The organism is Sodalis sp. C49 (assembly GCF_046352915.1).
Classification (GTDB): domain Bacteria; phylum Pseudomonadota; class Gammaproteobacteria; order Enterobacterales; family Enterobacteriaceae; genus Acerihabitans.
Window position 1 is genome coordinate 1576501 of sequence record NZ_CP163303.1, and the last position, 23279, is coordinate 1599779.

Annotated in this window: 22 protein-coding genes; 15 read left to right on the top strand and 7 right to left on the bottom strand. The window is 62.1% G+C overall.

The window, feature by feature from the left end:
- Positions 1 to 11: 11 nt before the first annotated feature.
- The 6 genes from ABUK12_RS07035 to ABUK12_RS07060 all read right to left on the bottom strand — a co-directional run bounded on the left by ABUK12_RS07035 (position 12) and on the right by ABUK12_RS07060 (position 4040).
- A complete protein-coding gene (locus ABUK12_RS07035) occupies positions 12 to 698 on the bottom strand; it encodes an amino acid ABC transporter permease (RefSeq protein WP_410015609.1) in 687 nt (228 codons plus the stop codon).
- A 10-nt stretch (positions 699 to 708) separates the two neighbouring features.
- On the bottom strand, positions 709 to 1386 hold the full coding sequence (locus tag ABUK12_RS07040; protein WP_410015610.1) for an amino acid ABC transporter permease: 678 nt from the start codon (positions 1384 to 1386) through the stop codon (positions 709 to 711).
- Between the two features lie 10 nt (positions 1387 to 1396).
- On the bottom strand, positions 1397 to 2311 hold the full coding sequence (locus tag ABUK12_RS07045) for an NAD(P)-dependent oxidoreductase (protein WP_410015611.1): 915 nt from the start codon (positions 2309 to 2311) through the stop codon (positions 1397 to 1399).
- A gap of 19 nt (positions 2312 to 2330) precedes the next feature.
- The gene (locus tag ABUK12_RS07050) at positions 2331 to 2777 is read right to left on the bottom strand and encodes an RpiB/LacA/LacB family sugar-phosphate isomerase (RefSeq protein ID WP_410015612.1); all 447 of its coding nucleotides are present in this window, start codon (positions 2775 to 2777) and stop codon (positions 2331 to 2333) included.
- Between the two features lie 25 nt (positions 2778 to 2802).
- On the bottom strand, positions 2803 to 3552 hold the full coding sequence (locus tag ABUK12_RS07055; RefSeq protein ID WP_410015613.1) for a FadR/GntR family transcriptional regulator: 750 nt from the start codon (positions 3550 to 3552) through the stop codon (positions 2803 to 2805).
- A gap of 188 nt (positions 3553 to 3740) precedes the next feature.
- Positions 3741 to 4040: an ArsR/SmtB family transcription factor gene (locus tag ABUK12_RS07060; protein ID WP_410015614.1), complete on the bottom strand. Its 300-nt coding sequence runs from the start codon at positions 4038 to 4040 to the stop codon at positions 3741 to 3743.
- Positions 4041 to 4149: 109 nt separating this feature from the next.
- Between ABUK12_RS07060 and ABUK12_RS07065 the strand changes: the two genes are divergently transcribed.
- The 8 genes from ABUK12_RS07065 to ABUK12_RS07100 all read left to right on the top strand — a co-directional run bounded on the left by ABUK12_RS07065 (position 4150) and on the right by ABUK12_RS07100 (position 13372).
- Positions 4150 to 5238: an NADH:flavin oxidoreductase/NADH oxidase gene (locus ABUK12_RS07065; protein WP_410015615.1), complete on the top strand. Its 1089-nt coding sequence runs from the start codon at positions 4150 to 4152 to the stop codon at positions 5236 to 5238.
- A 352-nt stretch (positions 5239 to 5590) separates the two neighbouring features.
- Complete coding sequence (locus tag ABUK12_RS07070) at positions 5591 to 6295, top strand: FadR/GntR family transcriptional regulator (RefSeq protein ID WP_410015616.1); 705 nt, start codon at positions 5591 to 5593, stop codon at positions 6293 to 6295.
- On the top strand, positions 6292 to 7305 hold the full coding sequence (locus ABUK12_RS07075; RefSeq protein WP_410016571.1) for an ABC transporter ATP-binding protein: 1014 nt from the start codon (positions 6292 to 6294) through the stop codon (positions 7303 to 7305). The genes ABUK12_RS07070 and ABUK12_RS07075 overlap by 4 nt, the downstream gene beginning before the upstream one ends.
- Complete coding sequence (locus tag ABUK12_RS07080) at positions 7302 to 8366, top strand: ABC transporter ATP-binding protein (protein WP_410015617.1); 1065 nt, start codon at positions 7302 to 7304, stop codon at positions 8364 to 8366. Before ABUK12_RS07075 ends, ABUK12_RS07080 begins: the two co-directional genes overlap by 4 nt.
- A gap of 22 nt (positions 8367 to 8388) precedes the next feature.
- Complete coding sequence (locus ABUK12_RS07085; protein ID WP_410015618.1) at positions 8389 to 9906, top strand: ABC transporter substrate-binding protein; 1518 nt, start codon at positions 8389 to 8391, stop codon at positions 9904 to 9906.
- 24 nt (positions 9907 to 9930) lie between these two features.
- Complete coding sequence (locus ABUK12_RS07090) at positions 9931 to 10875, top strand: ABC transporter permease (protein ID WP_410016572.1); 945 nt, start codon at positions 9931 to 9933, stop codon at positions 10873 to 10875.
- Between the two features lies 1 nt (position 10876).
- Positions 10877 to 11752, top strand: a complete 876-nt coding sequence (locus ABUK12_RS07095; protein WP_410015619.1) for an ABC transporter permease — start codon at positions 10877 to 10879, stop codon at positions 11750 to 11752.
- Between the two features lie 18 nt (positions 11753 to 11770).
- Positions 11771 to 13372, top strand: a complete 1602-nt coding sequence (locus ABUK12_RS07100) for a gamma-glutamyltransferase family protein (RefSeq protein ID WP_410015620.1) — start codon at positions 11771 to 11773, stop codon at positions 13370 to 13372.
- A gap of 65 nt (positions 13373 to 13437) precedes the next feature.
- On the opposite strand, the gene ABUK12_RS07105 is transcribed toward ABUK12_RS07100, so the two are convergent.
- Positions 13438 to 14427 (bottom strand): aldo/keto reductase, encoded by a 990-nt coding sequence (locus ABUK12_RS07105; protein ID WP_410015621.1) that lies wholly within the window; start codon positions 14425 to 14427, stop codon positions 13438 to 13440.
- A gap of 366 nt (positions 14428 to 14793) precedes the next feature.
- On the opposite strand from ABUK12_RS07105, the gene ABUK12_RS07110 reads away from it, so the two are divergent.
- The 7 genes from ABUK12_RS07110 to ABUK12_RS07140 all read left to right on the top strand — a co-directional run bounded on the left by ABUK12_RS07110 (position 14794) and on the right by ABUK12_RS07140 (position 23208).
- Positions 14794 to 15687, top strand: a complete 894-nt coding sequence (locus ABUK12_RS07110) for a LysR substrate-binding domain-containing protein (RefSeq protein ID WP_410015622.1) — start codon at positions 14794 to 14796, stop codon at positions 15685 to 15687.
- Positions 15688 to 15933: 246 nt separating this feature from the next.
- Complete coding sequence (locus ABUK12_RS07115; protein ID WP_410015623.1) at positions 15934 to 16869, top strand: LysR family transcriptional regulator; 936 nt, start codon at positions 15934 to 15936, stop codon at positions 16867 to 16869.
- Between the two features lie 290 nt (positions 16870 to 17159).
- On the top strand, positions 17160 to 18602 hold the full coding sequence (locus ABUK12_RS07120; RefSeq protein ID WP_410015624.1) for an amidohydrolase: 1443 nt from the start codon (positions 17160 to 17162) through the stop codon (positions 18600 to 18602).
- An 80-nt stretch (positions 18603 to 18682) separates the two neighbouring features.
- On the top strand, positions 18683 to 20293 hold the full coding sequence (locus ABUK12_RS07125) for an ABC transporter substrate-binding protein (protein ID WP_410015625.1): 1611 nt from the start codon (positions 18683 to 18685) through the stop codon (positions 20291 to 20293).
- 38 nt (positions 20294 to 20331) lie between these two features.
- Positions 20332 to 21417 (top strand): ABC transporter permease, encoded by a 1086-nt coding sequence (locus tag ABUK12_RS07130; protein ID WP_410015626.1) that lies wholly within the window; start codon positions 20332 to 20334, stop codon positions 21415 to 21417.
- A complete protein-coding gene (locus ABUK12_RS07135) occupies positions 21414 to 22349 on the top strand; it encodes an ABC transporter permease (RefSeq protein ID WP_410015627.1) in 936 nt (311 codons plus the stop codon). The genes ABUK12_RS07130 and ABUK12_RS07135 overlap by 4 nt, the downstream gene beginning before the upstream one ends.
- A complete protein-coding gene (locus ABUK12_RS07140; protein WP_410015628.1) occupies positions 22342 to 23208 on the top strand; it encodes an ABC transporter ATP-binding protein in 867 nt (288 codons plus the stop codon). The genes ABUK12_RS07135 and ABUK12_RS07140 overlap by 8 nt, the downstream gene beginning before the upstream one ends.
- Positions 23209 to 23279 lie beyond the last annotated feature (71 nt).

A 23279-nucleotide genomic window follows, 5' to 3' on the forward strand; every position in this document is an offset into this window, starting at 1 on the left:
TCCTTTAACGCTTAGGCCATTCTGGTCAGCGCCGCGTTTTGCCGCGCCGTTTTTTTAACCATGGCGCGGCGTTCAAGCCTGCGGCTTAATACCGACACCGGAAAACACAGGCAAAAATAGAGCAAAGAGACAATCAGATAGGTAATAAACGGCTCGAAGATCGAGTTATTGATAAGCTGACCGGCCCGCGCCAGCTCGACAAAACCCACCACCGACGCCAGGGACGTATTTTTGATGATCTGCACCGAAAATCCCACGGTGGGCGGCGTCGCCAGCCGCACGGCCTGCGGCAGTATCACCTTGAACAGGCGCTGGGCGCGGGACAGCGCCAGGCATTCCGCCGCTTCCCACTGCGCGCGCGGCACCGCCTGCAGGCAGCCGCGCCAGATTTCCCCCAGGTAAGCGCTGGCGTACAGGGTCAGCGACACCCCGGCGGCAAACAACGGGGAAATACTGAACCCCAGCGACGGCAGGCCGAAATAAATCATAAACATAATGATAAGCAGCGGCGTGCCCTGGATAAGCTGGACATAGGCGCTCACCAGAAAACGCACGCCGCGCAGCGGCGCGATACGCCCCAGGGCCACCAGGAAACCGACCAGGCCGCCGCCGCCGAAGGCCATCAGCGACAGGATCAGGGTCCAGAAGGCGCCCTCCAGCAGGAACTGGATATGCGCGGGATTAAGGGAAGAATTCATGTCTCGCTCCTCAAAGCGGGGTGCCAAGGCGGCGGCGGCGGGGAAAAGCCGCCAGCCCCACCAGCCAGAACGCAAATCGCATCAGGAACGACAGGGCCAGGTAAATACCGGCGACGACAAAAAAGGTTTCAAACGGCCGGTAGGTCTCCGACTGGATAAAATTGGCCGTGGCGGTCAGTTCCTCCGTCGAAATCTGCGACGTCACCGACGAGGCCAGCATCAACAGAATAAACTGGCTGGTCAGCGACGGATAAACGCGTTCTATCGCCGGACGCAGCGCCACATGCCAATATTGCTGCCAGGTCGATAACCCCAGCGTTTCCGCCGCTTCCCATTGCCCCGGATGGATGGACTCAAAGCCGGCGCGCATGATCTCCGCCGTATAGGCGCCGACGTTTATCGTCAGCGCGATCACCGAGACGGTGAACGCCGTAAACGAAAAACCCAGGCTGGACAACCCGAAATACACCAGGAAGATCTGCACCAGAAACGGCGTATTGCGAATGGCTTCGATGTACACCCCCGCGATACGGGAACACCAGGCACACTCGGAACGGCGCGCCACCGCGCATAAGGTGCCTATCAGAAAACCGAAAACGGTGGTGATGACCGCCAGCTCGGCGGTGAGCAGCGCGCCGTCCCTCAGCATCTGCCATTGCGTGAATATCGCCGTGAAATCAAGCTTCATAACCCGCTACCTATTTTGTCGCCGCCGCCGTTTCCCGCCCGGTGATCCGGTCGTAAACCCTGAACAGCGCCTGGTTGCCGTTAGATCCCTCGCCGTGGGCCTGCGCGTCCTGGTATTGCGTCGCCACCAGCGCGGTGGCCGGCAGCGGCACCGGACGCTCTCGCGCCGCGTCCAGCACCAGACGCAAATCCTTCATCATCAAATCGATGCGAAAGCCGGCGGAGGTATCGCCCCCGATCATGGCCGTGCCCAGTTTGTCGAGCATCCAGGACGCCGCCGATCCCCCCAGCAGCACCTCGCGCATCTGGCCAAGATCGATGCCATAGGCGCGCCCCAGCGCCAGCGCCTCGCAAATGGCCTGGATATTGATGGCGCAAATCAGCTGGTTGCACAGTTTCACCGTTTGACCGGCGCCGGATTGCCCGACATGGTTAATGGTGGTGCCCATTGCCCGCAGGAAGGGTTCGGCGCGGGCGAATCCCGCGGCGTCGCCACCGACCATAATGCTCAGGGCGGCGTTTTTCGCCCCCGCCGGCCCGCCGGATACCGGCGCGTCCAGCATGATCACGCCCTGCGCCGCCAGCGCCCGGCTCATGGCGCGCGTCGCCTCCGGCGCGATAGTACTCATATCCACGTAGAGGCCGCCGCGCGGAGGGCACGCCAACAGTCCCCCGTCGCCGCGCACCACGTCTTCCACCTGCGGCGTGTCGGGCAGCATGGAGATCACGATATCGGCGTCGGCGGTGGCGTGCGCCATATCCCGCGCCGGCTGTATCCCATACGCCGCCAGCGCCGCAACGGCCGCCGGCAGCACATCATAGGCGCGCACGCTAAAGCCGGCCTGGGCGAGGTTACGCGCCATCTCGCGTCCCATGACGCCCAAGCCGAGGAAACCGACGTTGCCTTTTGGTGTTAACTCATTCATGTGATTGCCTCCCCCAGGATCAGTCCTGCTGTTCAAGACGGTTAAGTTTGTCGACCCGGCGGACAAAGTCCTCATCACGGACAAACCGGGCCTGCAAAAACGCGTCGACCAAATCGCGCGCCAGCCACGATCCGACGATTTGCGCGCCCATGCACATCACATTGACATCATCGTGCTCCACCCCCTGGTGCGCTGAATGGATGTCGTGGCACACGGCGGCGCGGATGCCGTTGATTTTGTTGGCGGCGATCACCGCGCCCACGCCGGTGCCGCACACCAGGAGGCCTCGGCGCCCGGCGTCCTGGCGCACCTTAGCGCACAAGGCATGGGCGATATCGGGAAAGTCGACCGGGTCGGGCGTGTGGCTGCCGATGTCGTCCACCTCATGGCCGGCGGCACGCAGCCAGTCGGCCAGTTCCAGCTTCAGCCGGAAGCCGGCGTGATCGCTGCCAATAACGATATTCATTCGGGTTTCCTTCTGCGGTCGTGGTTTAGTCGGTAAAAGGCGCCGCGCCTGCCATGCGGATGGTGGCACGGCGGCGAAAGTCCGCGCCGATCTCGAAATGGCGGGCCAGCAGTTCGTCGGCGCGCGCTTCGTCGCGCCCGACGATGGCGGCAAAAATAAGCCGGTGGTGATCGATCAGGAACTCCTCGATGCCGTCCACCTGGATAATCTGTTCACGCCGGTCCAGGTGCGAACGCATCATCAGCGCGCTGATGGACTGGTAAATACTGATAAGCGTCGCCGAGCCGGACGCCAGCACGATAGCTTCATGAAAGTGGAAATCCGCCAGGCCGCCGACTTCCGGGGTATGGATAGTGTCGATGATGGCGCGCAGGCATTCGGCCAGCCGATCGTAATCCCCTTGCGTGGCCCGGCGGCATGCCAGGCGCACCGCCTGCCGTTCAATGGCAATACGCGCCTGCATCACGTCGTCAATCACATCCGCCTGATGGGCCAGTACAAAGGTGAAAAATTCACCCAGAATCGACACGCTGGGTTTTTTCACCACCGTGCCGATACCATGGCGGATCTCCACCGCGCCAATCATCGCCAGGGCGCGCAAGGCCTCGCGCAGCACCGGCCGGCTTACGCCGAGCCGGGCGGAAAGCTCACGCTCCGGCAGCAGGCAGTCCCCCGCCTTGAGCTCCCCCGACAGCAGTTGCTCGCGCAGAAATCCGACGACCCGATCGTAGCCGTTGCCGGTGTCCTGTTTCCCGTTCCCGCGTTTAATCGTCATCTGTCATTCATCAGCCTTAACCAGTGGTAATACCAATGGTAGATATGTTAATGAAAGATTAATGTGATGTTATTCACAGTTGCTTTTTGGTCAATAAGATGGCGATCACAGATTTGCCGCGAAAACGGAAAAGGGGAAATTCAGGCCGTGGTGCGGCGTATTAGGCGATATTGGCGAAGCGGGGGCGGTTAATGCTGCGCCAGGATCGTCGTCAGCAGGCCGGGGAAGCGGTCCTGCATATCATCGCTGCGCAGCGTATTGATGTGCGTGGTGCCGACATTATGGGTATAGACCAGCCCGGCATCGCGCAGCACGCGGAAATGATGGGAAACGCTGGATTTGGGGCGGCCGCCGTCCAGTTCGCCGCAGCTGGCCTCGCCCAACTGAGCCAGGCGGCGCACGATGTCCAGGCGCAACGGGTCGCTCAAGGCGTAAAGCACGCGTTCGAGAGCGAATTCATTTATCGACGGATGTTTAAAGGGGCGCATGGGGCGACTATAGCAAACGGCTTGTCAAAAAGCCATAATTCGAATATTATCGAATTACAGAATAAGGCTACAGTAAATCATCGCGCCAACAAATACAGGAACCCGAACCATGTCAGCACTCTTTCAACCCTTTAAACTCAAGGATGTTACGCTGCGCAACCGCATCGCGGTGCCGCCCATGTGCATGTATTCCGCCGATGAAGGCCTGATCAACGACTGGCACCAGGTCCATCTGGCCGCCCTCGCCCGCGGCGGCGCCGGGCTGGTGATCGTCGAGGCCACCGCGGTCTCCCCCGAGGGGCGTATCACCCCAGGCTGCGCCGGCATCTGGAACGATACCCTGGCCCAGGCCTTTGTGCCGGTGGTGCGGGCCATCAAAGCGGCGGGCGCGGTGCCCGGCATCCAGATCGGCCATGCCGGCCGCAAGGCCAGCGCTAACCGGCCCTGGGAGGGCGATGACCATATCGCCGAGAGCGACCCGCGCGGCTGGCAGACCATTGCGCCGTCCGCCATCGCTTTTGGCGCCAATTTGCCGAAAGTGCCCAAGGCCATGACGCTTGACGATATCGCCCGGGTGCGTGATGATTTCGTGGCCGCCGCCCGCCGGGCGCGCGACGCCGGATTCGAATGGCTGGAGCTGCATTTCGCCCACGGCTACCTGGCCCAGAGCTTCTTCTCGGCCCATTCCAACCAGCGCGACGACCAGTACGGCGGCAGCGCCGTTAACCGCGGCCGTTTCCTGCTGGAAACCCTGGCGGCGGTACGCGAAGTCTGGCCGGAACATTTGCCGCTGACCGCCCGGTTCGGCGTGCTGGAGTTCGACGGGCGCGACGAGCAGACCCTGACTGAATCCATTGACCTGATCACGCGCTTCAAACAGGCCGGCCTGGATATGCTCAGCGTCAGCATCGGGTTCTCCACCCCCGACGCCACTATTCCCTGGGGACCGGCTTTTATGGGCCCGATCGCCAAGCGGGTGCGCGGGGACGCGGATATCCCGGTCGCCTCCGCCTGGGGATTCGGTACGCCGGACCTGGCCGAAAAAGCCGTTCAGGACCAGCAATTGGATCTGGTCATGGTGGGCAAGGCCCATCTGGCCAATCCCCACTGGAGTTATTACGCCGCCCGTGAACTGAAGATTGAACGTCCCTCCTGGACGCTGCCCGCCCCCTACGCCCACTGGCTGGAAAGATACTGACGCCGGCGCTAACCGTCGTCCCGGCATCAGGGCGGCGGTTAGCCTGAGAGCGGCAATTCCTGATGCAGCGCGGTGCGTGGTGTGCCCACCCGTGGTGCATCCTCTCCCTCCATGGCGGTTGCCTTAATGATATCCCCGGCATTGACGGCCGGGCACTTCGCACGCCCGCAACAAATCCCCTGAAATTCCAGTCATCTGCAACGTTCGATTAAAAAAAGAGCGAACCAATAAAAAATTGGTTCGATTTGTGCTTGATGGTGATGAAAGGTAATGAGTGATGGCGTGCGTTCCGGCGGAACAGCGCGCCATCAGGGCGTTATCGACACGATTATGGCAAATCAGGGTGTGAGTCATGACAAAACAGCCGTCGTCCTTCTCCGCGCTGGAACAGCTGCGCGCGCTGATCCTGCAACACCCCGCGCCTGAGCTGCCGCTGCCCACCGAGCGGGAGCTGGCGCAACGCTATCAGGTCGGGCGCCGGGAGATCCGCCGCGCGCTGGACGTACTGGAGATGGAAGGCAGGGTGTGGCGCAAACAGGGCAAGGGCACCTTCCTGGGTCCCGATGCCCCATCGCAACCGCTGGTGCTGCAAGGCTTGCCGCGCCAATCGACGCTGCTGGAGGTGATGGAAGCCCGTCTGCAGCTGGAGCCGGGGCTGGCGCGCCTGGCCGCCCTGCGCGCCACGCCGGAACAGCTGGCGCTGATGGCGCGCCTCCAGGAGCGGATGCAGGTGCTGGCAACCGATGACAGCGATCAGCACGAACTGTGGGACAGCGCCTTCCACCGGACGCTGGCCGAAGCGGCCGGCAACCGGCTGCTGCTCGGCCTGTTTGACGCGCTGGACGCCATACGCCGCGACGACAGCTGGCGCCATCAGCGCGAGAAGGCGCGCAACCCGGCGCGGCTGGACAACTATAACCGGCAGCACCAGCGCCTGATCCGCTATCTCCAGGCCCGCCGGCCCGAGGAGGCCGCCGCCGTCATGACCGAACATCTGCTGGCGCTGCAACAGGCGCTGATCACTGTCCTGTCCATCGACAAGGAGCCTCAAGCCTGATGACGATCCCCACATCCCCCGCGCCGCCGGTGCTGAATATCGCCCATCTGCGGGTGCGCTTCCACGGCTCGCCGGCCAGCGTGCTCGACGATATCTCGCTACATATCCAGCCGGGGGAGACCCTGGCGCTGGTGGGCGAATCCGGCTGCGGCAAAAGCGTCACCTCGCTGGCGTTAATGGGCTTATTGCCCGACAGCGCCCGTATCGACCAGGGGGAACTGTATTTTAACCAACACGACCTGCGCGCTCTGTCGCCGCGGCAATACGCCAACCTGCGCGGCAATCAGCTGGCCATGATTTTCCAGGAGCCGATGACGTCCCTTAATCCGGCGTTTACCCTGGGCGACCAATTGGCGGAGGCGGTGATGCGGCATCAGGGCGGCAGCTATCGCCAGGCCATGGCGCGCGCCGGGGAGATGCTGGCTTTGGTGCAGATTCCGGCGCCGGAGCTGCGCCTGAAGTCGTATCCGCACCAGCTTTCAGGCGGCATGCGCCAGCGGGTGATGATCGCCATGGCGCTGATCAACCGGCCGCAATTGTTGATTGCCGACGAACCCACCACCGCCCTGGATGTCACTATCCAGGCCGGTATCCTCAGCCTGCTTAACCAAATCAAGCAGGACACCGGCACCGCCATTTTACTGATTACCCACGATCTCGGCGTGGTGGCGGAAGTGGCGCAGCAGGTGGCGGTCATGTACGCCGGCCAGATTGTCGAAACCGGCAGCGTGGACGACATTTTCAGCGACCCGCAGCATCCCTACACCATCGGACTGATGGCCTCGATGCCCAGCCTGTCGGCCCGCATCGGCAAGTTGGCCACCATTCCGGGGTCGGTGCCCACCGCGGACGCCATGCCCGCCGGCTGCCGCTTCGCTACCCGCTGTCCGTTCGCCGACGAACGCTGCCACCGTTCCCGGCCCGATCTGCGTCCGGTCGCCGCAGGCCATGAGGCCGCGTGTTTTTACGCGCCGCTTGAACACCATTTCGCGCCGGGAGCCAGAGCATGAGCCAGCCGATCCTTGAAAGCGTGGCATTGACGAAAATCTTTCAGGGCCCCAAAGGCCTGTTTACCCGCCAGCGCCAGGTGCACGCGGTGGATCGGGTATCACTGAAGGTCTGGCCGGGCGAAACCCTGGCCATCGTCGGCGAATCCGGCTCCGGCAAATCCACCCTCGGCCGGCTGCTGCTGCGCCTGCTGACGGCCACCGAAGGGCGGGTTTTCTACCAGGGCAATGATATCGGCATGCTGCCCGCCGGGCAGTTGAACCAGCTGCGGCGCGAGCTGCAAATCATTTTCCAGGATCCGTTCGCCTCCCTCAATCCGCGCATGACGGTGGAGGAGATTGTCGGCGAGCCCATCTGGCTGCATGAGCGGATTTCCCGGGCGCAGCGGCGCGAACGGGTGGCCGAACTGCTGCGCACCGTCGGGCTGCCGGCCCTGTACGCCCGGCGCTTTCCCCATGAATTTTCCGGCGGGCAGCGCCAGCGCATCGGCATCGCCCGCGCCCTAGCGTCCAAACCCACGCTGCTGCTGGGGGATGAGCCGGTTTCCGCGCTGGACGTGTCGGTACAGGCGCAGGTGGTCAACCTGCTTGAGAGCCTGAAAGAACAGTTCGGCCTGACCCTGATCGTGGTGGCGCACGGACTGGCGGTGATCCGCCATATGAGCGATCGCGTCGCGGTGATGTACCTGGGGCAAATCGTCGAAATCGCCGCCGCCGATGATATTTTCGATCAGCCGCTGCACCCCTATACCCGGGCGCTGATTGCTTCAGCGCCCCAGTTAACCCCAGGCGGCCGGCAATCCGGACCGCTGCTGACGGGGGATTTGCCCAACCCGTCGCAGCCGCCGTCGGGATGCCGTTTCCATACCCGTTGTCCCCATGTCAGGGACGTCTGCCGGCAGCATGAACCGCCGCTGGAACCCGCCGGCGATCGGCGCCAGGTGGCGTGTCACCGCTGGCGGGAACTGAACAGCGATCGCAGCGTTATCGTCATGGCGCCGCCGTCGGCGGCTTTCCTGCGGCGGCGCGCGCTGTTTGTCGACGCCGCGGCCCGTAAACCCTAACTGCCACAAGGAATCTATGCTCATGAACTCCCGTCACAAGCTTTATACCGCGCTGAGTGGTTTGGTGTTGCTTGGCGTCAGCGGCCAGCCGTATGCCGAAAGCATTTTGCGTATCGGTCTGGGCAGCGACCCCGACATGCTCGATCCCCACCTGGCCCGGACCTATTATGGCCGATTTGTCTTCGCCGCCATGTGCGACCGGCTGGTGGATGTGGATGAAAAGCTGCAGGTGGTGCCCGGCCTCGCCACCGACTGGCAGTACAGCGATGACGGCAAAACCCTGACCATGAACCTGCGCCAGGGCGTGACGTTTCAGGATGGCGAAGCCTTTAACGCGCAGGCGGTGAAATTTAATATCGATCGTGCGCTGACCCTGCCGGGATCGCTGCGCAAAAGCGAACTGTCCTCGGTGGCGTCCGTCGAGGCCACCGGCCCCTATAGCGTGACGTTTCACCTGAAGAACGCCGACGCCGCGCTGCTCTCCCAGCTCACCGACCGGGCGGGCACCATGCTGGCGCCCCAGGCCGCCGCAAAGGAGAACTTCGCCGCGCACCCGGTATGCTCCGGTCCCTACCAGTTTGACAGCCGGGTGCAGCAGGACCGCATTGTGCTGACGCGCTATGGTAATTACTGGAATAAACAGGCCTACCACTTCGATAAAGTGATTTTTATGCCCATTCCCGACTCCTCGGTGCGCCTGGCCAACCTGCGCGCCGGCGATCTGGATCTGACCGAAGGCATTGCCGCCAGCGATGTGAAAACCGTCGAGGCCAATCCCACGCTCGCCCTGGCCAAGGTGACTGGGCTTGGGTATATGGGGCTGACCTTTAATATCGCCAACGGCAAGGCCAATCCCAGCGATCCGTTTGCCAAGGATGCGCGGGTACGCGAAGCGTTCTCCCTGTCTCTGGATCGCGACGCCATTAACCAGGTGGCCTTCGAGGGGCAATACACCCCGGCTAACCAGCCGTTCTCCACCGTCAGCCCTTACCATGTGGATTTGCCGGTGCCGGCGCGGGATGTGGAGAAAGCCAAATCCCTGCTGGCCGCCGCCGGGGTCGCCACGCCGGTGGAAACCACCCTCCTGGTGGCCAACAGACCGGATGCCCAGCAGGTGGGCCAGGTCATCCAGGCCATGGCCGGCGAAGCCGGGTTTAATGTCCATTTGCAAACCTCTGAATTCGCCACGCTGCTGGATCGCCAGCAGCGGGGAGATTTCCAGGTCAGCATGTCGGGCTGGTCCGGCCGTCCGGATCCGGACGGCAGCATCTATTCGTTTATCCACAGCAAAGGCAACCTGAACGACGGGCGCTACAGCAACCCGCAGGTGGACGATTGGCTGCAACAAGCCCGCGCCACCTCCGACCAGGCCAAACGCAAAGTCCTTTATAGCCAGGTGGTGGCGCAGTTGCAGCAGGATATGCCGCTGGCCTATCTGTATTTCGAGCCGCGCATTTTCGGCATGACGAAAAAAATAACGGGATTCAAACCCTATCCCGACGGGTTGATCCGCCTGGCGGGTATGCAACTGGCGCCGTAGCGCGTCGAGAATCCGGGAGCGATGATGTTAGAACTGATTGGCAAGCGCGTATTGCTGGCGATACCCACCCTGTTTTTAGTCAGCATTATGGTGTTTTCGCTGCAAAAACTGCTGCCGGGCGACCCGGTGGTGGCCATGGCCGGCGAAGAGCGCGACCCGGCGGTAATCGCCATGCTGCGCGCTAAATACCGCCTGGACGACCCCATACCGGCGCAGTATTTTTACTGGCTGCGCGACGCGCTGCAGGGCAACCTGGGCATTTCGCTGCGCACCCAGGAACCGGTGACCACGCTTATCGCCAGCAAGCTGCCCGTGACCGTCGAACTGACGCTGCTGTCGATGATCATCGCCATGGCGCTCGGCATCACCTCCGGTATTATCGCGGCGGTGCGCCGGGGAACCTGGGTGGATTACAGCGCCAACTTTATCGCCTTGTCCGGCATCTCCATCCCCAACTTCTGGCTGGGGGTGCTGCTGATCCTGCTGTTTTCCGTCAAGCTGCAGTGGCTGCCGGCCTCGGGGTTCGTGCCGCTGACCGAAGACCTGGCGCAAAACCTGCGCACCCTGCTGCTGCCGGCGTTGGTGCTCGGCACCGGGCTGGCGGCGACGCTGATGCGCCATACCCGGGCGGCGATGATCGCCGTGCTGAAAGCGGACTATATCCGCACCGCCAAGGCCAAGGGCCTGCTGCCCGGGCGGGTGATACTCAAACACGCGCTGCGCAATGCGCTGGTGCCCATCGTCACCCTCACTACGCTGCTGTTTGGCGAGCTGCTTGGCGGCGCGGTGCTTACCGAGCAGGTCTTCACCATACCGGGATTCGGCAAGATGATTGTCGATTCGGTGTTCAACCGCGATTACGCGGTGGTGCAGGGGGTGGTGCTGGTGGTGGCGATGGCTTTCCTGCTGCTTAACCTGGTGGCCGACGTGCTGTACGTGCTGATCAATCCGCGCATGAGAGGAGAATAATATGTCGCAGGTGCTCACCGGCGCGGCCGCGCCGGCTACGCCCAGGGCGGGCAGCCGGGCGATTAAAAAATTCATCGCCAATAAAAGCGCCGTGATCGGGGCGGCCATCGTGCTGATCTTTGTCATCATCGCCCTGCTGGCGCCGTGGCTGGCGCCCTTCGATCCCATCAAGGCCAACTTTCTGACGGTACGCAAACCGCCGTCGGCGCTCTACTGGCTCGGCACCGACGAACTGGGCCGCGATATTCTGTCCCGCCTTATCTGGGGCGCCCGCACCTCGCTGATGGCCGGCTGTATTTCCGTGATTATCGCCATATTTATCGGCGTGCCGCTGGGGCTGGTCGCCGGCTATTGGCAGGGAATATGGGATGGCGTTATCTCCCGTGTTATCGAGGCGTTGCTGTCCTGTCCGTTTTTGATCCTGGCCATCGCGCTGGGGGCGTTTCTCGGCCCGAGCCTTATCAATGCGATGATCGCCATCGGCCTGTCGGTGATGCCGATTTTCGCCCGCCTGACGCGCGGACAAGTGATGAGCATCCGCAACGAGGAGTATATCGAGGGCGCCCGGGCCATCGGCTTGCCCGACCGCTGGATCGTACTGCGTTATGTGCTGCCCAACGTGTTGTCGCCGATTATGGTGCAGGCGACGCTGGCCATCGCCTCGGCCATCATTACCGAAGCCAGCCTGTCGTTTTTGGGACTGGGGCAACAGCCGCCCTCTCCCTCCTGGGGCGCCATGCTCAATACCGCGAAAAATTACCTTGAACAAGCGCCATGGATGTCGATTTTTCCCGGACTGGCGATTTTTATTACCGTCCAGGGTTTCAACCTGCTGGGTGACGGGCTGCGCGATGCGCTGGATCCGCGCGACAATTAACTAACACAGGATTACACGATGACATCACCACTGGATTTCCAGGTAGCCTACCCCTCCCTGCGGCCGCCGATGATGGGCCGCAACGCGGTCTGCGCCTCCCAGCCGCTGGCGGCCCAGGCGGGGTTGCGCATGCTGCTGCAAGGCGGCAACGCCGTGGACGCCGCCGTCGCCGCCGCCATGGCCCTGACGGTGGTGGAACCCACCGGCTGCGGTATCGGCAGCGATGCGTTCGCCCTCGTCTGGGACGGCAAACGGCTGCATGGCTTAAACGCCTCCGGCCGCTCTCCCGCCGCCTGGAAATATGAAGATTACGCCCATCTGCCGGCCGTGCCGGAACTGGGCTGGGACGCGGTCACCCTACCCGGTGCGGTGTCCGGCTGGGTGGAACTCGCCCGCCGCTTCGGCTCCCTGCCGCTGACGACGCTGGCGCAGCCGGCCGTCGAATATGCCCGCGACGGTTTTCCGGTATCGCCCCTGATCGGCGCATTATGGCAGCGCGGCGTCGAGCGCCTTGGCGATCAGCCGGGATTTATGGCGTGCTTTGCGCCCGGCGGACGCGCGCCGGCCATCGGCGAGCTGTTCCGCAACCCGGCCCAGGCCAGGACATTGGAACTGATCGCGCAAACCGAGGGCGAGGCGTTTTATCGCGGCGAATTGGCGGCGAAAATTGCCGCTTTCGCCCGGCAGCATAACGCCGGCCTAACGCTTGAGGACCTGAACAATCACCGGCCGGAATGGGTCGAACCGCTGTCCCGTCCTTTTGCCGGCGGATCGGTGCATGAACTCCCGCCCAACGGCCAGGGCATCGCCACCCTGATAGCCCTGGGCATCCTGGAGCACTGCGGGATCGGCCGTTATCATCCCGACTCGGCGGCGGCGCTGCATCTGTCCATCGAGGCGATGAAGCTGGCGCTGGCCGACCTGGAACGTTATGTGGCCGATAGCGATCATATGGAATTCGAGGCCAGGCATTTATTAAGCGATGCATACCTGCAACAGCGCGCCGCGTTAATCGATCCCGAGCGGGCGGGGGATTTTGTCTTCGGCGCGCCGCGGCAAAACGGCACGGTCTATCTGTCCGCCGCCGATGCCGGCGGCATGATGGTATCCTTTATCCAGTCTAATTATATGGGGTTCGGGTCCGGCGTGGTGGTGCCGGACACCGGCATCAGCCTGCAAAACCGCGGCGCCAGTTTTGTGCTGGAGCCGGGACATCCCAACTGCCTCGCCGGCAACAAGCGCACCTTCCACACCATTATCCCGGCGTTTGCCCTGGACGGCGCCGGACAGCCGCTGATGTCGTTCGGCGTCATGGGGGGATCCATGCAGGCGCAGGGCCATGTCCAGATGGCGCTGCGCATCATGCAGCACCGGCAAAACCCGCAGGCGGCCATTGACGCGCCGCGCTGGCGGGTGGTGCAAGGACGCGAGGTGATGGTGGAACCGGCGCTTGACCGCAATGTTCTCGCCGCCCTGCGCGCCATGGGACACCAGATAAGCGTCGAGGACCCGATGCAGATCCACAGCTTCGGCGGCGCCCAGGCCATTATGCGCGACGCGCAGGGCGTGTATATCGCCGCCACTGAAAGCCGCAAGGACGGGCAGGCGCTGGTATATTAACCCACAGCCCGCCCCTCCGGCGGGGATGTCGACATTGCGCAGCCGTTGCGGCGCCGGCCGCGCATTCAGCGGCCGACGTTCTTTTGCATGTCGGCCGGATAACGCTCGCCCTGTACGCTGATATTCGCCACGGCGCTTTCGATGGCGCGCAGATCTTCGGGGGTGAGGATCACCTCCACGGCGCCCAGGTTTTCCTCCAGGCGGTGCAGTTTTGTGGTGCCCGGGATGGGCACAATCCAGGGTTTGCGCGCCAGCAGCCAGGCGATGGCTATCTGCGCGCGCGTGGCCTGCTTGCCCGCCGCCAGCTCGCCGAGCACGTCCACCAGCGCCTGGTTGGCAGCACGCGCCTCGGGTGTAAAGCGTGGCACGATATTACGGAAGTCGTTGCCGTCGAAGGCGGTATCCTTGCTTATGGCGCCGGTGAGAAACCCCTTGCCGAGCGGGCTGAAGGGCACAAAACCGATGCCGAGCTCCTCAAGCGTCGGTAAAATCTCCTGCTCCGGCTCCCGCCACCATAAGGAGTACTCGCTTTGCAGGGCGGTAACCGGCTGGACCGCGTGCGCCCGGCGGATGGTCTGCGCGCCCGCCTCGGACAGGCCGAAATGCTTCACCTTGCCTTCCTGGATCAACTGTTTCACCGTGCCGGCGACATCCTCGATGGGGACGTCCGGATCGACGCGATGTTGGTAAAGCAGGTCAATCACCTCGGTCCGCAGGCGCTTTAGCGACGCCTCGACCACCTGCCGGATATGCTCCGGCCGGCTGTTGAGGTGCTGTTTGCCGTCCGGACTCGGCAGGTCGAAACCGAATTTGGTGGCAATCACCACCCGATGGCGAAACGGCGCCAGCGCTTCCCCCACCACGTCTTCATTGGTAAAGGGACCGTACACTTCCGCGGTATCGAAAAAGGTCACGCCGCGCTCAACCGCGGCGCGGATAAGCGCGATGGCCTCAGGCCGGTCTTTCGCCGGGCCATAGCCATGGCTCAGGCCCATGCAGCCCAGGCCCAGCGCCGAGACTTCCAGATTGCTGTTGCCGAGTTTTCTCTTTTGCATTTTTTACTCCTTAAAGTTCCTGGCTGGTCGGACGGAACAGGATTTCGTTAAGATCCCCGTCTGGCGGATGGCAAACGCCACGACGCTGGCGAACGAGACCGTGGGGATGGCGTGCTGTTCATGAAAAGCCCTGGTATAGGTTATTTTCAATACCTTAAGGCGGGGCGGCTTTGCGCCGGGTGATCTTCAATCGCCCGTTAACGTTAGCAGAAGGACGGTGGCGGGGTTAGCGGCGCGAAGGAAATGAGCTTATGAAATGGATTCATAAATGTTGTTGCAATCTCCCGGACTGAGGTCTGAACGCAGCCAGGCATATATGTATAGAATAAGGGCAATGCAAATGATGCGCACAACGCAGGCGGCGTAATGTTACGAGAAAACTTCAATGACCTCATTTCTTTCCTGGTGGTGGCAAAGGAACGCAGCTTCACAAAAGCGGCGGCGAAACTGGGGGTTTCCCAGTCGGCGCTAAGCCACGCCATGCGCAGCCTGGAAGAGCGCCTGGGGCTCAGGCTGTTAACGCGCACCACGCGCAGCGTGGCGCCGACCGAAGCGGGCGAACGCTTGCTCCATTCGCTGGGTCCGCGCTTCGCCGACATCGAGAGCGAGCTGGATGCCCTGGGTGAAATGCGTGACCAGCCGGCGGGCAATATCAGGATAAGCGCCGGGGAACATGCGATGGATTATGTCCTGTGGCCGGTCCTGAAACGCTTCCTGGCGGGGTATCCGGATATCAATGTGGAAATTACCGTGGATAACAGCCTGACGGATATCGTCAGCGGGCGTTATGACGCCGGCATACGCTTGGGTGAACAGGTCGCCAAGGATATGGTCGCCGTGCGTATCGGGCCGATGATGCGAATGGCGGTGGTCGGCGCGGGCGCGTATTTGGACCGGTATGGCATACCGGCGACGCCGCAGGAATTACAGCATCACCGCTGCATTAATATGCGCCTGCCCACACTCGGGGGCAAATATGCCTGGGAATTTGAAAAAGCGGGCCATGAGCTAAAGGTCCGGGTCGACGGCCAGTTAACCTTTAACTGCCTGCGCCAGCGGATTGATGCCGCCATCGCGGGATTCGGTCTGGCATTCGTACCGGATGATACGGTGCGGGAACCGCTGGCGAGCGGACAGCTGATCCGGGTGCTGGAAGACTGGTGCCCCGCGTTCCCGGGATATTACCTGTATTATCCCAGCCGTAAACAGCATACCACCTCCTTTGCCCTGTTTATCGACGCGATACGCTTTCAGCAATAACCGCGCGCGCGCTGCCCCTTGACGGTGCAGCGCGCGACAACCCGTCCGCCGCCAAGCCGGGCCATGACAAGCATTACGCCGGCCTGTTCGCGTAATCCCCTGAAAAACAAAGACACTCATTCTTTTTTGCCGTTGGCGTGGATCTTGCTGCAGGTTAAGTCGCCATATGGCTTCTCAAGCAACGACCCGGGCGCAATGCGCTTTCTCCCATAGATAGGGTGATCATAACTAGCCAGGGGTTATCCGATGGAACTGAAATGGTTGGAAGATTTTCTCAGCGTTTCTCAGTGCTATAGCTTTACGCGGGCGGCTAATGAGAGAAACATTACCCAGTCCGCGCTAAGCCGCCGGATCAAGCAGCTCGAAGAGTGGCTCGGCGTGCCGCTGTTTGATCGCAAGGCCTACCCGATCCGCCTGACGGCCGAGGGGCAGGATTTTCTGCAAACCGCGGCGGAAATGGTGTTTTCCATGACCCGGCTACGCAACGATATCCGCGAGCGTCATATGCATAAGCACGCCATCGTGCATTTCGCCACGCTGAATACGTTGTCGCTGACGTTTTTTCCGTCCTGGATTAACGCCGTCGAACCCTCCCACCAATACGGCTATATCCGTTTATGCGATCAGCAACCTTCCTTCAGCGGCAATATCTCCCTCCTGCTCGACGGTGAAACCGATTTTTTGCTGACCTACGCGCACGACTCCGTGCCGTTGATGAAACAGTTGCAACGTTTTCCTTATCTCGAACTGGGCGAGGAACGGGCCATCGCCGTCTGCGCGCCGGACAGCGGCGGCAAGCCGCTTTATCCCATTGATGAGAGCCGGGCCGCCGACGGCGTCCCGGCGCCTATCCCCTATCTTAGCTATGGCAAACGCTCATTTTTCGCCCATGCGCTGAGCGCGCTGTTCGCCACGCGCCCGCTGCCGCTGAAGACCATTTATGAAAATTCAATCTCCAGCGGCCTGAAGGCCATGACGATTTCCGGCTGCGGCACCGCCTGGTTGCCGTCAAGTTTGATCGATGAAGAACTCGCCGCCGGTACCCTGATCCGCGCGGGCGACCGCAGTTGGGATATCCAGGCCGGCATTCGCCTTTACCGGCTGGAAAAATTCCGCAACATCCAGGCCGAGCGCCTGTGGAACCGGGCCGCCCTGCTGCACCGGACCCACGCGGCAGCCTGAGCCGCGCCCACGCGCCGGGCGGTTTAATCAGCCTGGCGATCCACTGTTTCCCTGCCTTTCAACGGCCGGGGCGGGCAATTATTTCCGTGATAAAAACACTATATATCAAATAAATAATTTCCCCTGACGCCACAAAACCATGCCGCGGCACGCTATGCAATTTTGGAATAGGCCAGTTGAAAGTCTCATTGGATCTTTGCCGCCGATATCCACATCCTGAACGGGTTCCCATTATTTTTCCGGCCCGACACATCAACAACAACCCCATCCACCGGCACGAGGATATTCAGGTGAATAACGCAACAGCGCAGCAGAAAGCATTGGTCTGGAACCTGGTCGATGTAAAGAAAAACCTGTTCACCGCCCTGAGCGATCGTATCTGGGGCATGCCTGAAATCGCCTATACCGAATACCGTTCGGTGGCCGAACATACCGACATGCTCAAGACCCAGGGTTTTCGCGTCACGGAAAATGTCGCCGGCATTCCCACCGCCGTCATGGGGGAAGCCGGCCAGGACGGTCCGATCATCGCCATACTGGGTGAATACGACGCGCTGCCGGGACTGAGCCAGGTCGCCGGCATCGCGCGTCCGGAACCGATTCCCGGCAACGGCCACGGCCATGGCTGCGGTCACAACCTGCTCGGCTCCGCCGCCATGCTCGCCGCTACGGCGATTAAGGACTGGCTGGCGCAAACCGGCGCGCCGGGCCGTGTACGTTACTATGGCTGCCCGGCGGAGGAAGGCGGCGCGGCAAAATCCTTTATGGCCCGCGCCGGCGCGTTTGACGACGTGGATATCGCCATTACCTGGCATCCGTCAGCCTTCAGCGAAGTGGCGCGCGCCGAATCCCTGGCCAATACCCGTATGGACTTTGTTTTCCACGGCCGCGCCTCCCATGCCGCCGCGTCGCCGCATCTGGGCCGCAGCGCGCTGGACGCCGTCGAACTGATGAACGTCGGCGTCAACTACCTGCGTGAACATGTGCCCTCTGATTCGCGCATTCACTACGCCATGCTCGACGCCGGCGGCATCGCGCCGAACGTGGTGCAGGCGCGCGCGGCGGTACGTTACGCTATCCGCTCCCGTGACGTCCATGCCATGTTCGCCCTTAATGAACGGGTGAAAAAAGTGGCGGCGGGCGCGGCGATGATGACCGAGACCACGGTGGATATCAGCATCATGAGCGCCGTCGCCAACCTGCTGGGCAACGAACCGCTGGAAGAAGCCATGCAGCACAATTTCGACCTGCTGGGTCCGCCCGCCTTCGACGATGCCGACAAAGCCTTTGCCGCCGACATCCAGGCCACCCTGTCCCCGGAGGATATACAGAGCGCCTATCGCCGCATCGGCATGAAAACACCGCCCCAGGCCGCCGCGCTGTGCGAATTCATCGTGCCCCTGGACGCGGCCGGCGAACTGATGCTCGGCTCCACCGACGTTGGCGACATCAGTTGGGTGCTGCCGACCGTACAGGCCCACGTCCCCACCTATGCCATCGGCACGCCGGGCCATTCTTGGCAACTGACCGCGCAGGGCATGATGCCCGCCGCGCATAAGGGGCTGGCCTACGCCGCCAAGGTGATGGCCGCCACCGCCATCGATACCCTGACCGATAAGATCCTGCTGGCGCAGGCGAAAACCGCGCACTACGAACTCACCGCGCAAACGCCTTATGTCTGCCCTATTCCCGCCGACGTGCAACCGCCGCTGCAACCGCGCCCGGCCGAATGACGGTTTTTGTCTGTCCCGTCGCCGTCATGCCGCGGCGCATTTTCGGCAATTCGCCATTTCTCTTCACAGGAGCGGAATTTATGCGCACTACCCGCAGACGTACCCTGAACACCCTGATCGCGCTGACGCTGGGATACGCCCTGCCGCCCCCGGCGGCGCACGCGCAAACGCCGCCGGATTCACTGGTGATGGCATGGAATATCGATGCCATCAGTACCTTTGACCCGGCGCAGATCGGGGAGGTGGTCACCAATGAAATCATTAAGAACACCTGCGATACGCTGGTCGATTTCGACCCCAAAGATGAAGCCAACGTGATACCCCGCCTGGCGAAAAGCTGGGACATTGCGGCGGACCACAGGCAAATCACCTTCCATCTCAACAGCGGGCTGGCGTTTCCGTCAGGCAATAAAGCGACGGCGCGGGATGTCGCCTGGTCGCTGCAGCGGGTGGTGCTGCTGGGCTTCGGCAATTCAGCCACCCTGACCGAATTCGGCTTTAACAAAGACAACGTTACCCAGCGTATCACGGCACCGGACGACAATACGCTGGTGATGACCTTCGACCGGTCGTATCCGGCCAACCTGGTGCTGCAGGCGATTGCGGCCAATAACGTCTCCACCACCCTTGATCGCGCGCTGGTCGAGCAAAACGCCGTTAACGGCGATATGGGCAATAAATACCTGACCACCCATACCGCCTGCGTCGGTCCCTACCAGTTGATGCGCTGGAACGCCGGTGAAGGCGTCATGCTGCAGGCGAATAAGCCCTATTGGGGCGCCGCCCCCAAACTGCAGCGCATCCTGATCCGTCATGTGGCGGAAACCGGCACCCAGCGTTTGCTGCTGACCCAGGGCGACGTGGATATCGCGCGCGATCTTGCGCCGGACGATCTGCGTGATTTGGACCAGGGCGGCCAGGTGAACATCGATAAGGTGCTCAAGCCGCAGCTGTTTTTCTGGACCTTTAACAATGAGGATCCCATTTTCAAAAATCCCCAGGTGCGCCTGGCGATGCGTTACCTGATTGATTACCAGGGGCTGGCGTCCACCGTGATGCCGTACCTCGGCGTGCCCCGCGCCAGCTTCGCCCAGCTCGGCGCCTACGGCGCGCTGGATAAAGACGCCGGACAGCCGTTCAGGCTCGATCTCGATAAAGCCAGGCAGCTGTTAACCGCAGCCGGTTATCCCAACGGCTTTACCGCCAAACTGATTATCGGCACCCTGCCGCACTCCGCCCCCATCGCGCAAAGCACCCAGGAAAACGCCTCGAAAATCGGCGTGAAACTCACGATTGAAAGCATGGCCAACGCCCAATTGTTCAGCCGCGTGCGCGGACGTGAGTTCCAGAGCGCCATGATGGCGTGGCAGACCTCGGTACCGGACGCCTATGGCAACGCCTCGCGCCTGGTTTTCAATCCGGACAACGGCAAGGAGGCCAAAAATACGCAATATCCCAGCTGGCGCGCGGCCTATTTTGACCCGGCGATGAACCAGCAGGTCACCGACGCCCTGCTGGAGCCGGACGATCAAAAACGTATCGCGCGCTATCACCAGTTGCAGGAAGAGCAGATGCAGCAGGGCCCGATGGCGATCATGTTCCAGATGTACAACACCGCCGGGCTGACCAAACAGGTGAAGGACTGGACCTGGAACGGTTTTCGCGTGTATTACGCCATGGCGGCTAAATAACTACGACGATAGGGTCGTTTTCACGCAAGGAGTCACCGATGTCGCTAATCGATCCGGCCGCCACGGCCGAACACCCGGCCGACCCGCTCTGGCTCAGGCTGGGCGGGCACGGCGCGCGGCTGGGCAAGCTGCTGGTTTCCGTGCTTTGCACGCTGTTGGGACTGGCGGCGCTGACTTTCTTTATCGGCCGTCTGCTGCCCATTGATCCGGTGGTGGCGGTGCTGGGCGATAACGCCAGTCAGGAAGCCTACCAAAAAATGTATCGCCTGCTGGGGCTGGATAAACCGCTGTGGCAGCAATTTTTACTGTATCTGCAACACGTCGCCAGGCTGGATTTCGGCAACGCCCTGACCACCGGACGCCCGGTCATCGAGGATATCGGCCGGGTATTTCCCGCCACCCTGGAGCTAGCGAGCCTGGGGGCGATCATCGGCACCTGCCTGGGTATTCCGGCCGGCGTGTTCAGCGCCATGTACCGCAATACCTGGTTTGATCACTGCATCCGTTTTATCGGCCTGCTCGGCCATTCCGCGCCGAATTTCTGGCTGGGGCTGATGGGACTGGTGCTGTTCTACGCCACGCTCGGCTGGATCGGCGGGCCGGGGCGCATCGACTTTATCTATGAATTCGACGTGAAGAGCGTGACCGGGTTCTATCTGGTGGACACCCTGCTTGCCGGCAACTGGGCGGCGCTGGGCAACGTATTCAGTCATCTGATCCTGCCGGCGTCGATCCTCGGCCTCAGCGGCCTGTCCTACATCAGCCGCATGACCCGCAGCTTTATGATTGAACAACTGTCGCAGGAATATGTCATCACCGCCCGCGTCAAGGGGCTGTCATGGGCGCGCAGCGTATGGGTCCATGCGTTTCGCAACGTGGCGGTGCAGGTGGTGACGGTGGTGGCGCTCTCCTACGCCTTTTTGCTCGAAGGCGCGGTGCTGACCGAAACCGTCTTCGCCTGGCCCGGTTTCGGCCGGTATCTGACCAACGCCATGCTGGCCGGCGATATGAACGCGGTGGTCGGCTGTTCACTGTTGATCGGCAGTATCTTCGTGGGGATTAACCTGCTTTGCGATCTGCTTTACCGCATTTTCGACCCGCGCACCCGTCAGGAGCAATCATGACCGATTCGGCTAAACCCCGGCTGACCCGGCAGTCGCGCCGCGCGCTGCGCGCCTGGCTGGACGCCCCCGTCCCCGCGACGCCCTGGCAGGCGCGTATGCAGCAGAGCCTCAATCAATGGCGCCGTTTTTGCCGCAATACCCCGGCGCTGTTCGGCCTGGCGGTGATGATGATCATTACCGTCGCCGCGCTGTTCGCCCCCTGGCTGGCGACCCATAATATCTACGCGCAAAACCTGCAGCTGCGCCTTGCCGCGCCCGGCGCCGGCTACTGGCTCGGCACTGACGAACTCGGGCGCGATATCTACAGCCGCCTGATCTACGGCGCGCGCATTACGCTGTACATCACCTTCCTGTCGGCGCTGATCGTCGGACCGATAGGCCTGCTGGTCGGCACCATCGCCGGCACCCTCGGCGGCTGGGCCGATACCCTCTTGATGCGCATCGTGGATATCTTCCTGGCCTTCCCGAGCCTTATCCTGGCGCTGGGGTTTGTCGCCGCGCTCGGACCCGGCATCGAAAACGCCATCATCGCCATTTCGCTCTCCGCCTGGCCGCCCATCGCCCGGCTGGCGCGCGCGGAAGCGCTGTCGATCCGCAAAATGGATTACGTCGCCGCCGTGCGCCTGCAGGGCGCATCGCAGATGCGCATTATCCTGCGCCATATCATCCCCATGTGCCTGCCGTCGGTAGTGGTACGCCTGACGCTGAACATGGCGGGGATTATCCTCACTGCCGCCAGCCTTGGTTTTCTGGGGCTAGGCGCGCAGGCGCCCAGTCCCGAGTGGGGGGCGATGCTGTCTTCGGGGCGACAGTTCATGATGACCAACTGGACGATTGCCGCCATTCCCGGCCTGTCGATTCTTCTCACCAGCCTGGCCTTTAACCTCTTCGGCGACGGCCTGCGCGACGTTCTGGATCTGCGCCATGACTGATACCCTGCTGGAAGTGCGCCACCTCAACGTGGTGTTTAAAGACCCTCATCGGGAACACCACGCCGTACGCGATATTTCGTTCGCCATCGGCCGCGAAAAAGTGGCCCTGGTCGGTGAATCCGGCTCCGGTAAATCGCTGACCGGGCGCGCACTGCTGAAACTCACGCCGCGGGGCGCCCGCGTCAGCGCCGAAAAAATGCGGCTGGGCGATACCGACCTCCTGCTTACCGGCGAGCGTGGGATGCGCAAAATCCGCGGTAAACGCATTTCGATGATAATGCAGGATCCTAAATTTTCACTTAATCCGCTGATGCGCGTCGGGCAGCAGATCAACGAGGCCTACCGTACCCACTTTAACGTCGGCGAACACGAGGCGCGGGCCAAGACGCTGCTGATGCTGGACGCGGTGAACATCCGCGATCCGCAGCGGGTTTTCAGGCTTTATCCGCATGAGATTTCCGGCGGCATGGGCCAGCGCATCATGATTGCCATGATGCTGATACCCGAACCGGATCTGATCATCGCCGACGAGCCGACATCGGCGCTGGACGTCACCGTGCGCCAGCAGGTGCTGGGGGTGCTTGACGCCCTGCTGGAGCGGCGTAAAACCGGCCTGTTGTTTATTACCCACGACCTGGGCCTGGTGGAAAAGTTCTGTGACCGGGCGCTGGTCATGTACGGCGGGCGCATTCTGGAGGAAATCGCCGCCGATCAATTGCATAACGCCCGGCACCCCTATACCCGGGCGCTGCTTGCCAGCCAGCCCGATCTGCGCCATCCGGTGGATATGCTGGCGATCCCGGCGCGCGATCCGGCATGGCTGACCGGCCCGGTGTATCGCTATGGAGAACAATGCTGATGACCTGCGCGATAAACGACCCTTCCCGCCCGGCGCCGGCCCAGGCGCAGGACTATACCCCGCCGCCTGCC

Bases quoted from the DNA above. Each gene is read 5' to 3' on its own strand.
- ABUK12_RS07130 (WP_410015626.1), top strand. From the start codon at position 20,332: ATGTCGCTAATCGATCCGGCCGCCACGGCCGAACACCCGGCCGACCCG.
- ABUK12_RS07110 (WP_410015622.1), top strand. From the start codon at position 14,794: ATGTTACGAGAAAACTTCAATGACCTCATTTCTTTCCTGGTGGTGGCA.
- ABUK12_RS07065 (WP_410015615.1), top strand. From the start codon at position 4,150: ATGTCAGCACTCTTTCAACCCTTTAAACTCAAGGATGTTACGCTGCGC.
- ABUK12_RS07045 (WP_410015611.1), bottom strand. From the start codon at position 2,311: ATGAATGAGTTAACACCAAAAGGCAACGTCGGTTTCCTCGGCTTGGGC.
- ABUK12_RS07040 (WP_410015610.1), bottom strand. From the start codon at position 1,386: ATGAAGCTTGATTTCACGGCGATATTCACGCAATGGCAGATGCTGAGG.
- ABUK12_RS07100 (WP_410015620.1), top strand. From the start codon at position 11,771: ATGACATCACCACTGGATTTCCAGGTAGCCTACCCCTCCCTGCGGCCG.
- ABUK12_RS07125 (WP_410015625.1), top strand. From the start codon at position 18,683: ATGCGCACTACCCGCAGACGTACCCTGAACACCCTGATCGCGCTGACG.
- ABUK12_RS07135 (WP_410015627.1), top strand. From the start codon at position 21,414: ATGACCGATTCGGCTAAACCCCGGCTGACCCGGCAGTCGCGCCGCGCG.
- ABUK12_RS07095 (WP_410015619.1), top strand. From the start codon at position 10,877: ATGTCGCAGGTGCTCACCGGCGCGGCCGCGCCGGCTACGCCCAGGGCG.
- ABUK12_RS07140 (WP_410015628.1), top strand. From the start codon at position 22,342: ATGACTGATACCCTGCTGGAAGTGCGCCACCTCAACGTGGTGTTTAAA.
- ABUK12_RS07115 (WP_410015623.1), top strand. From the start codon at position 15,934: ATGGAACTGAAATGGTTGGAAGATTTTCTCAGCGTTTCTCAGTGCTAT.
- ABUK12_RS07060 (WP_410015614.1), bottom strand. From the start codon at position 4,040: ATGCGCCCCTTTAAACATCCGTCGATAAATGAATTCGCTCTCGAACGC.
- ABUK12_RS07105 (WP_410015621.1), bottom strand. From the start codon at position 14,427: ATGCAAAAGAGAAAACTCGGCAACAGCAATCTGGAAGTCTCGGCGCTG.
- ABUK12_RS07085 (WP_410015618.1), top strand. From the start codon at position 8,389: ATGAACTCCCGTCACAAGCTTTATACCGCGCTGAGTGGTTTGGTGTTG.
- ABUK12_RS07055 (WP_410015613.1), bottom strand. From the start codon at position 3,552: ATGACGATTAAACGCGGGAACGGGAAACAGGACACCGGCAACGGCTAC.
- ABUK12_RS07070 (WP_410015616.1), top strand. From the start codon at position 5,591: ATGACAAAACAGCCGTCGTCCTTCTCCGCGCTGGAACAGCTGCGCGCG.
- ABUK12_RS07035 (WP_410015609.1), bottom strand. From the start codon at position 698: ATGAATTCTTCCCTTAATCCCGCGCATATCCAGTTCCTGCTGGAGGGC.
- ABUK12_RS07090 (WP_410016572.1), top strand. From the start codon at position 9,931: ATGTTAGAACTGATTGGCAAGCGCGTATTGCTGGCGATACCCACCCTG.
- ABUK12_RS07050 (WP_410015612.1), bottom strand. From the start codon at position 2,777: ATGAATATCGTTATTGGCAGCGATCACGCCGGCTTCCGGCTGAAGCTG.
- ABUK12_RS07080 (WP_410015617.1), top strand. From the start codon at position 7,302: ATGAGCCAGCCGATCCTTGAAAGCGTGGCATTGACGAAAATCTTTCAG.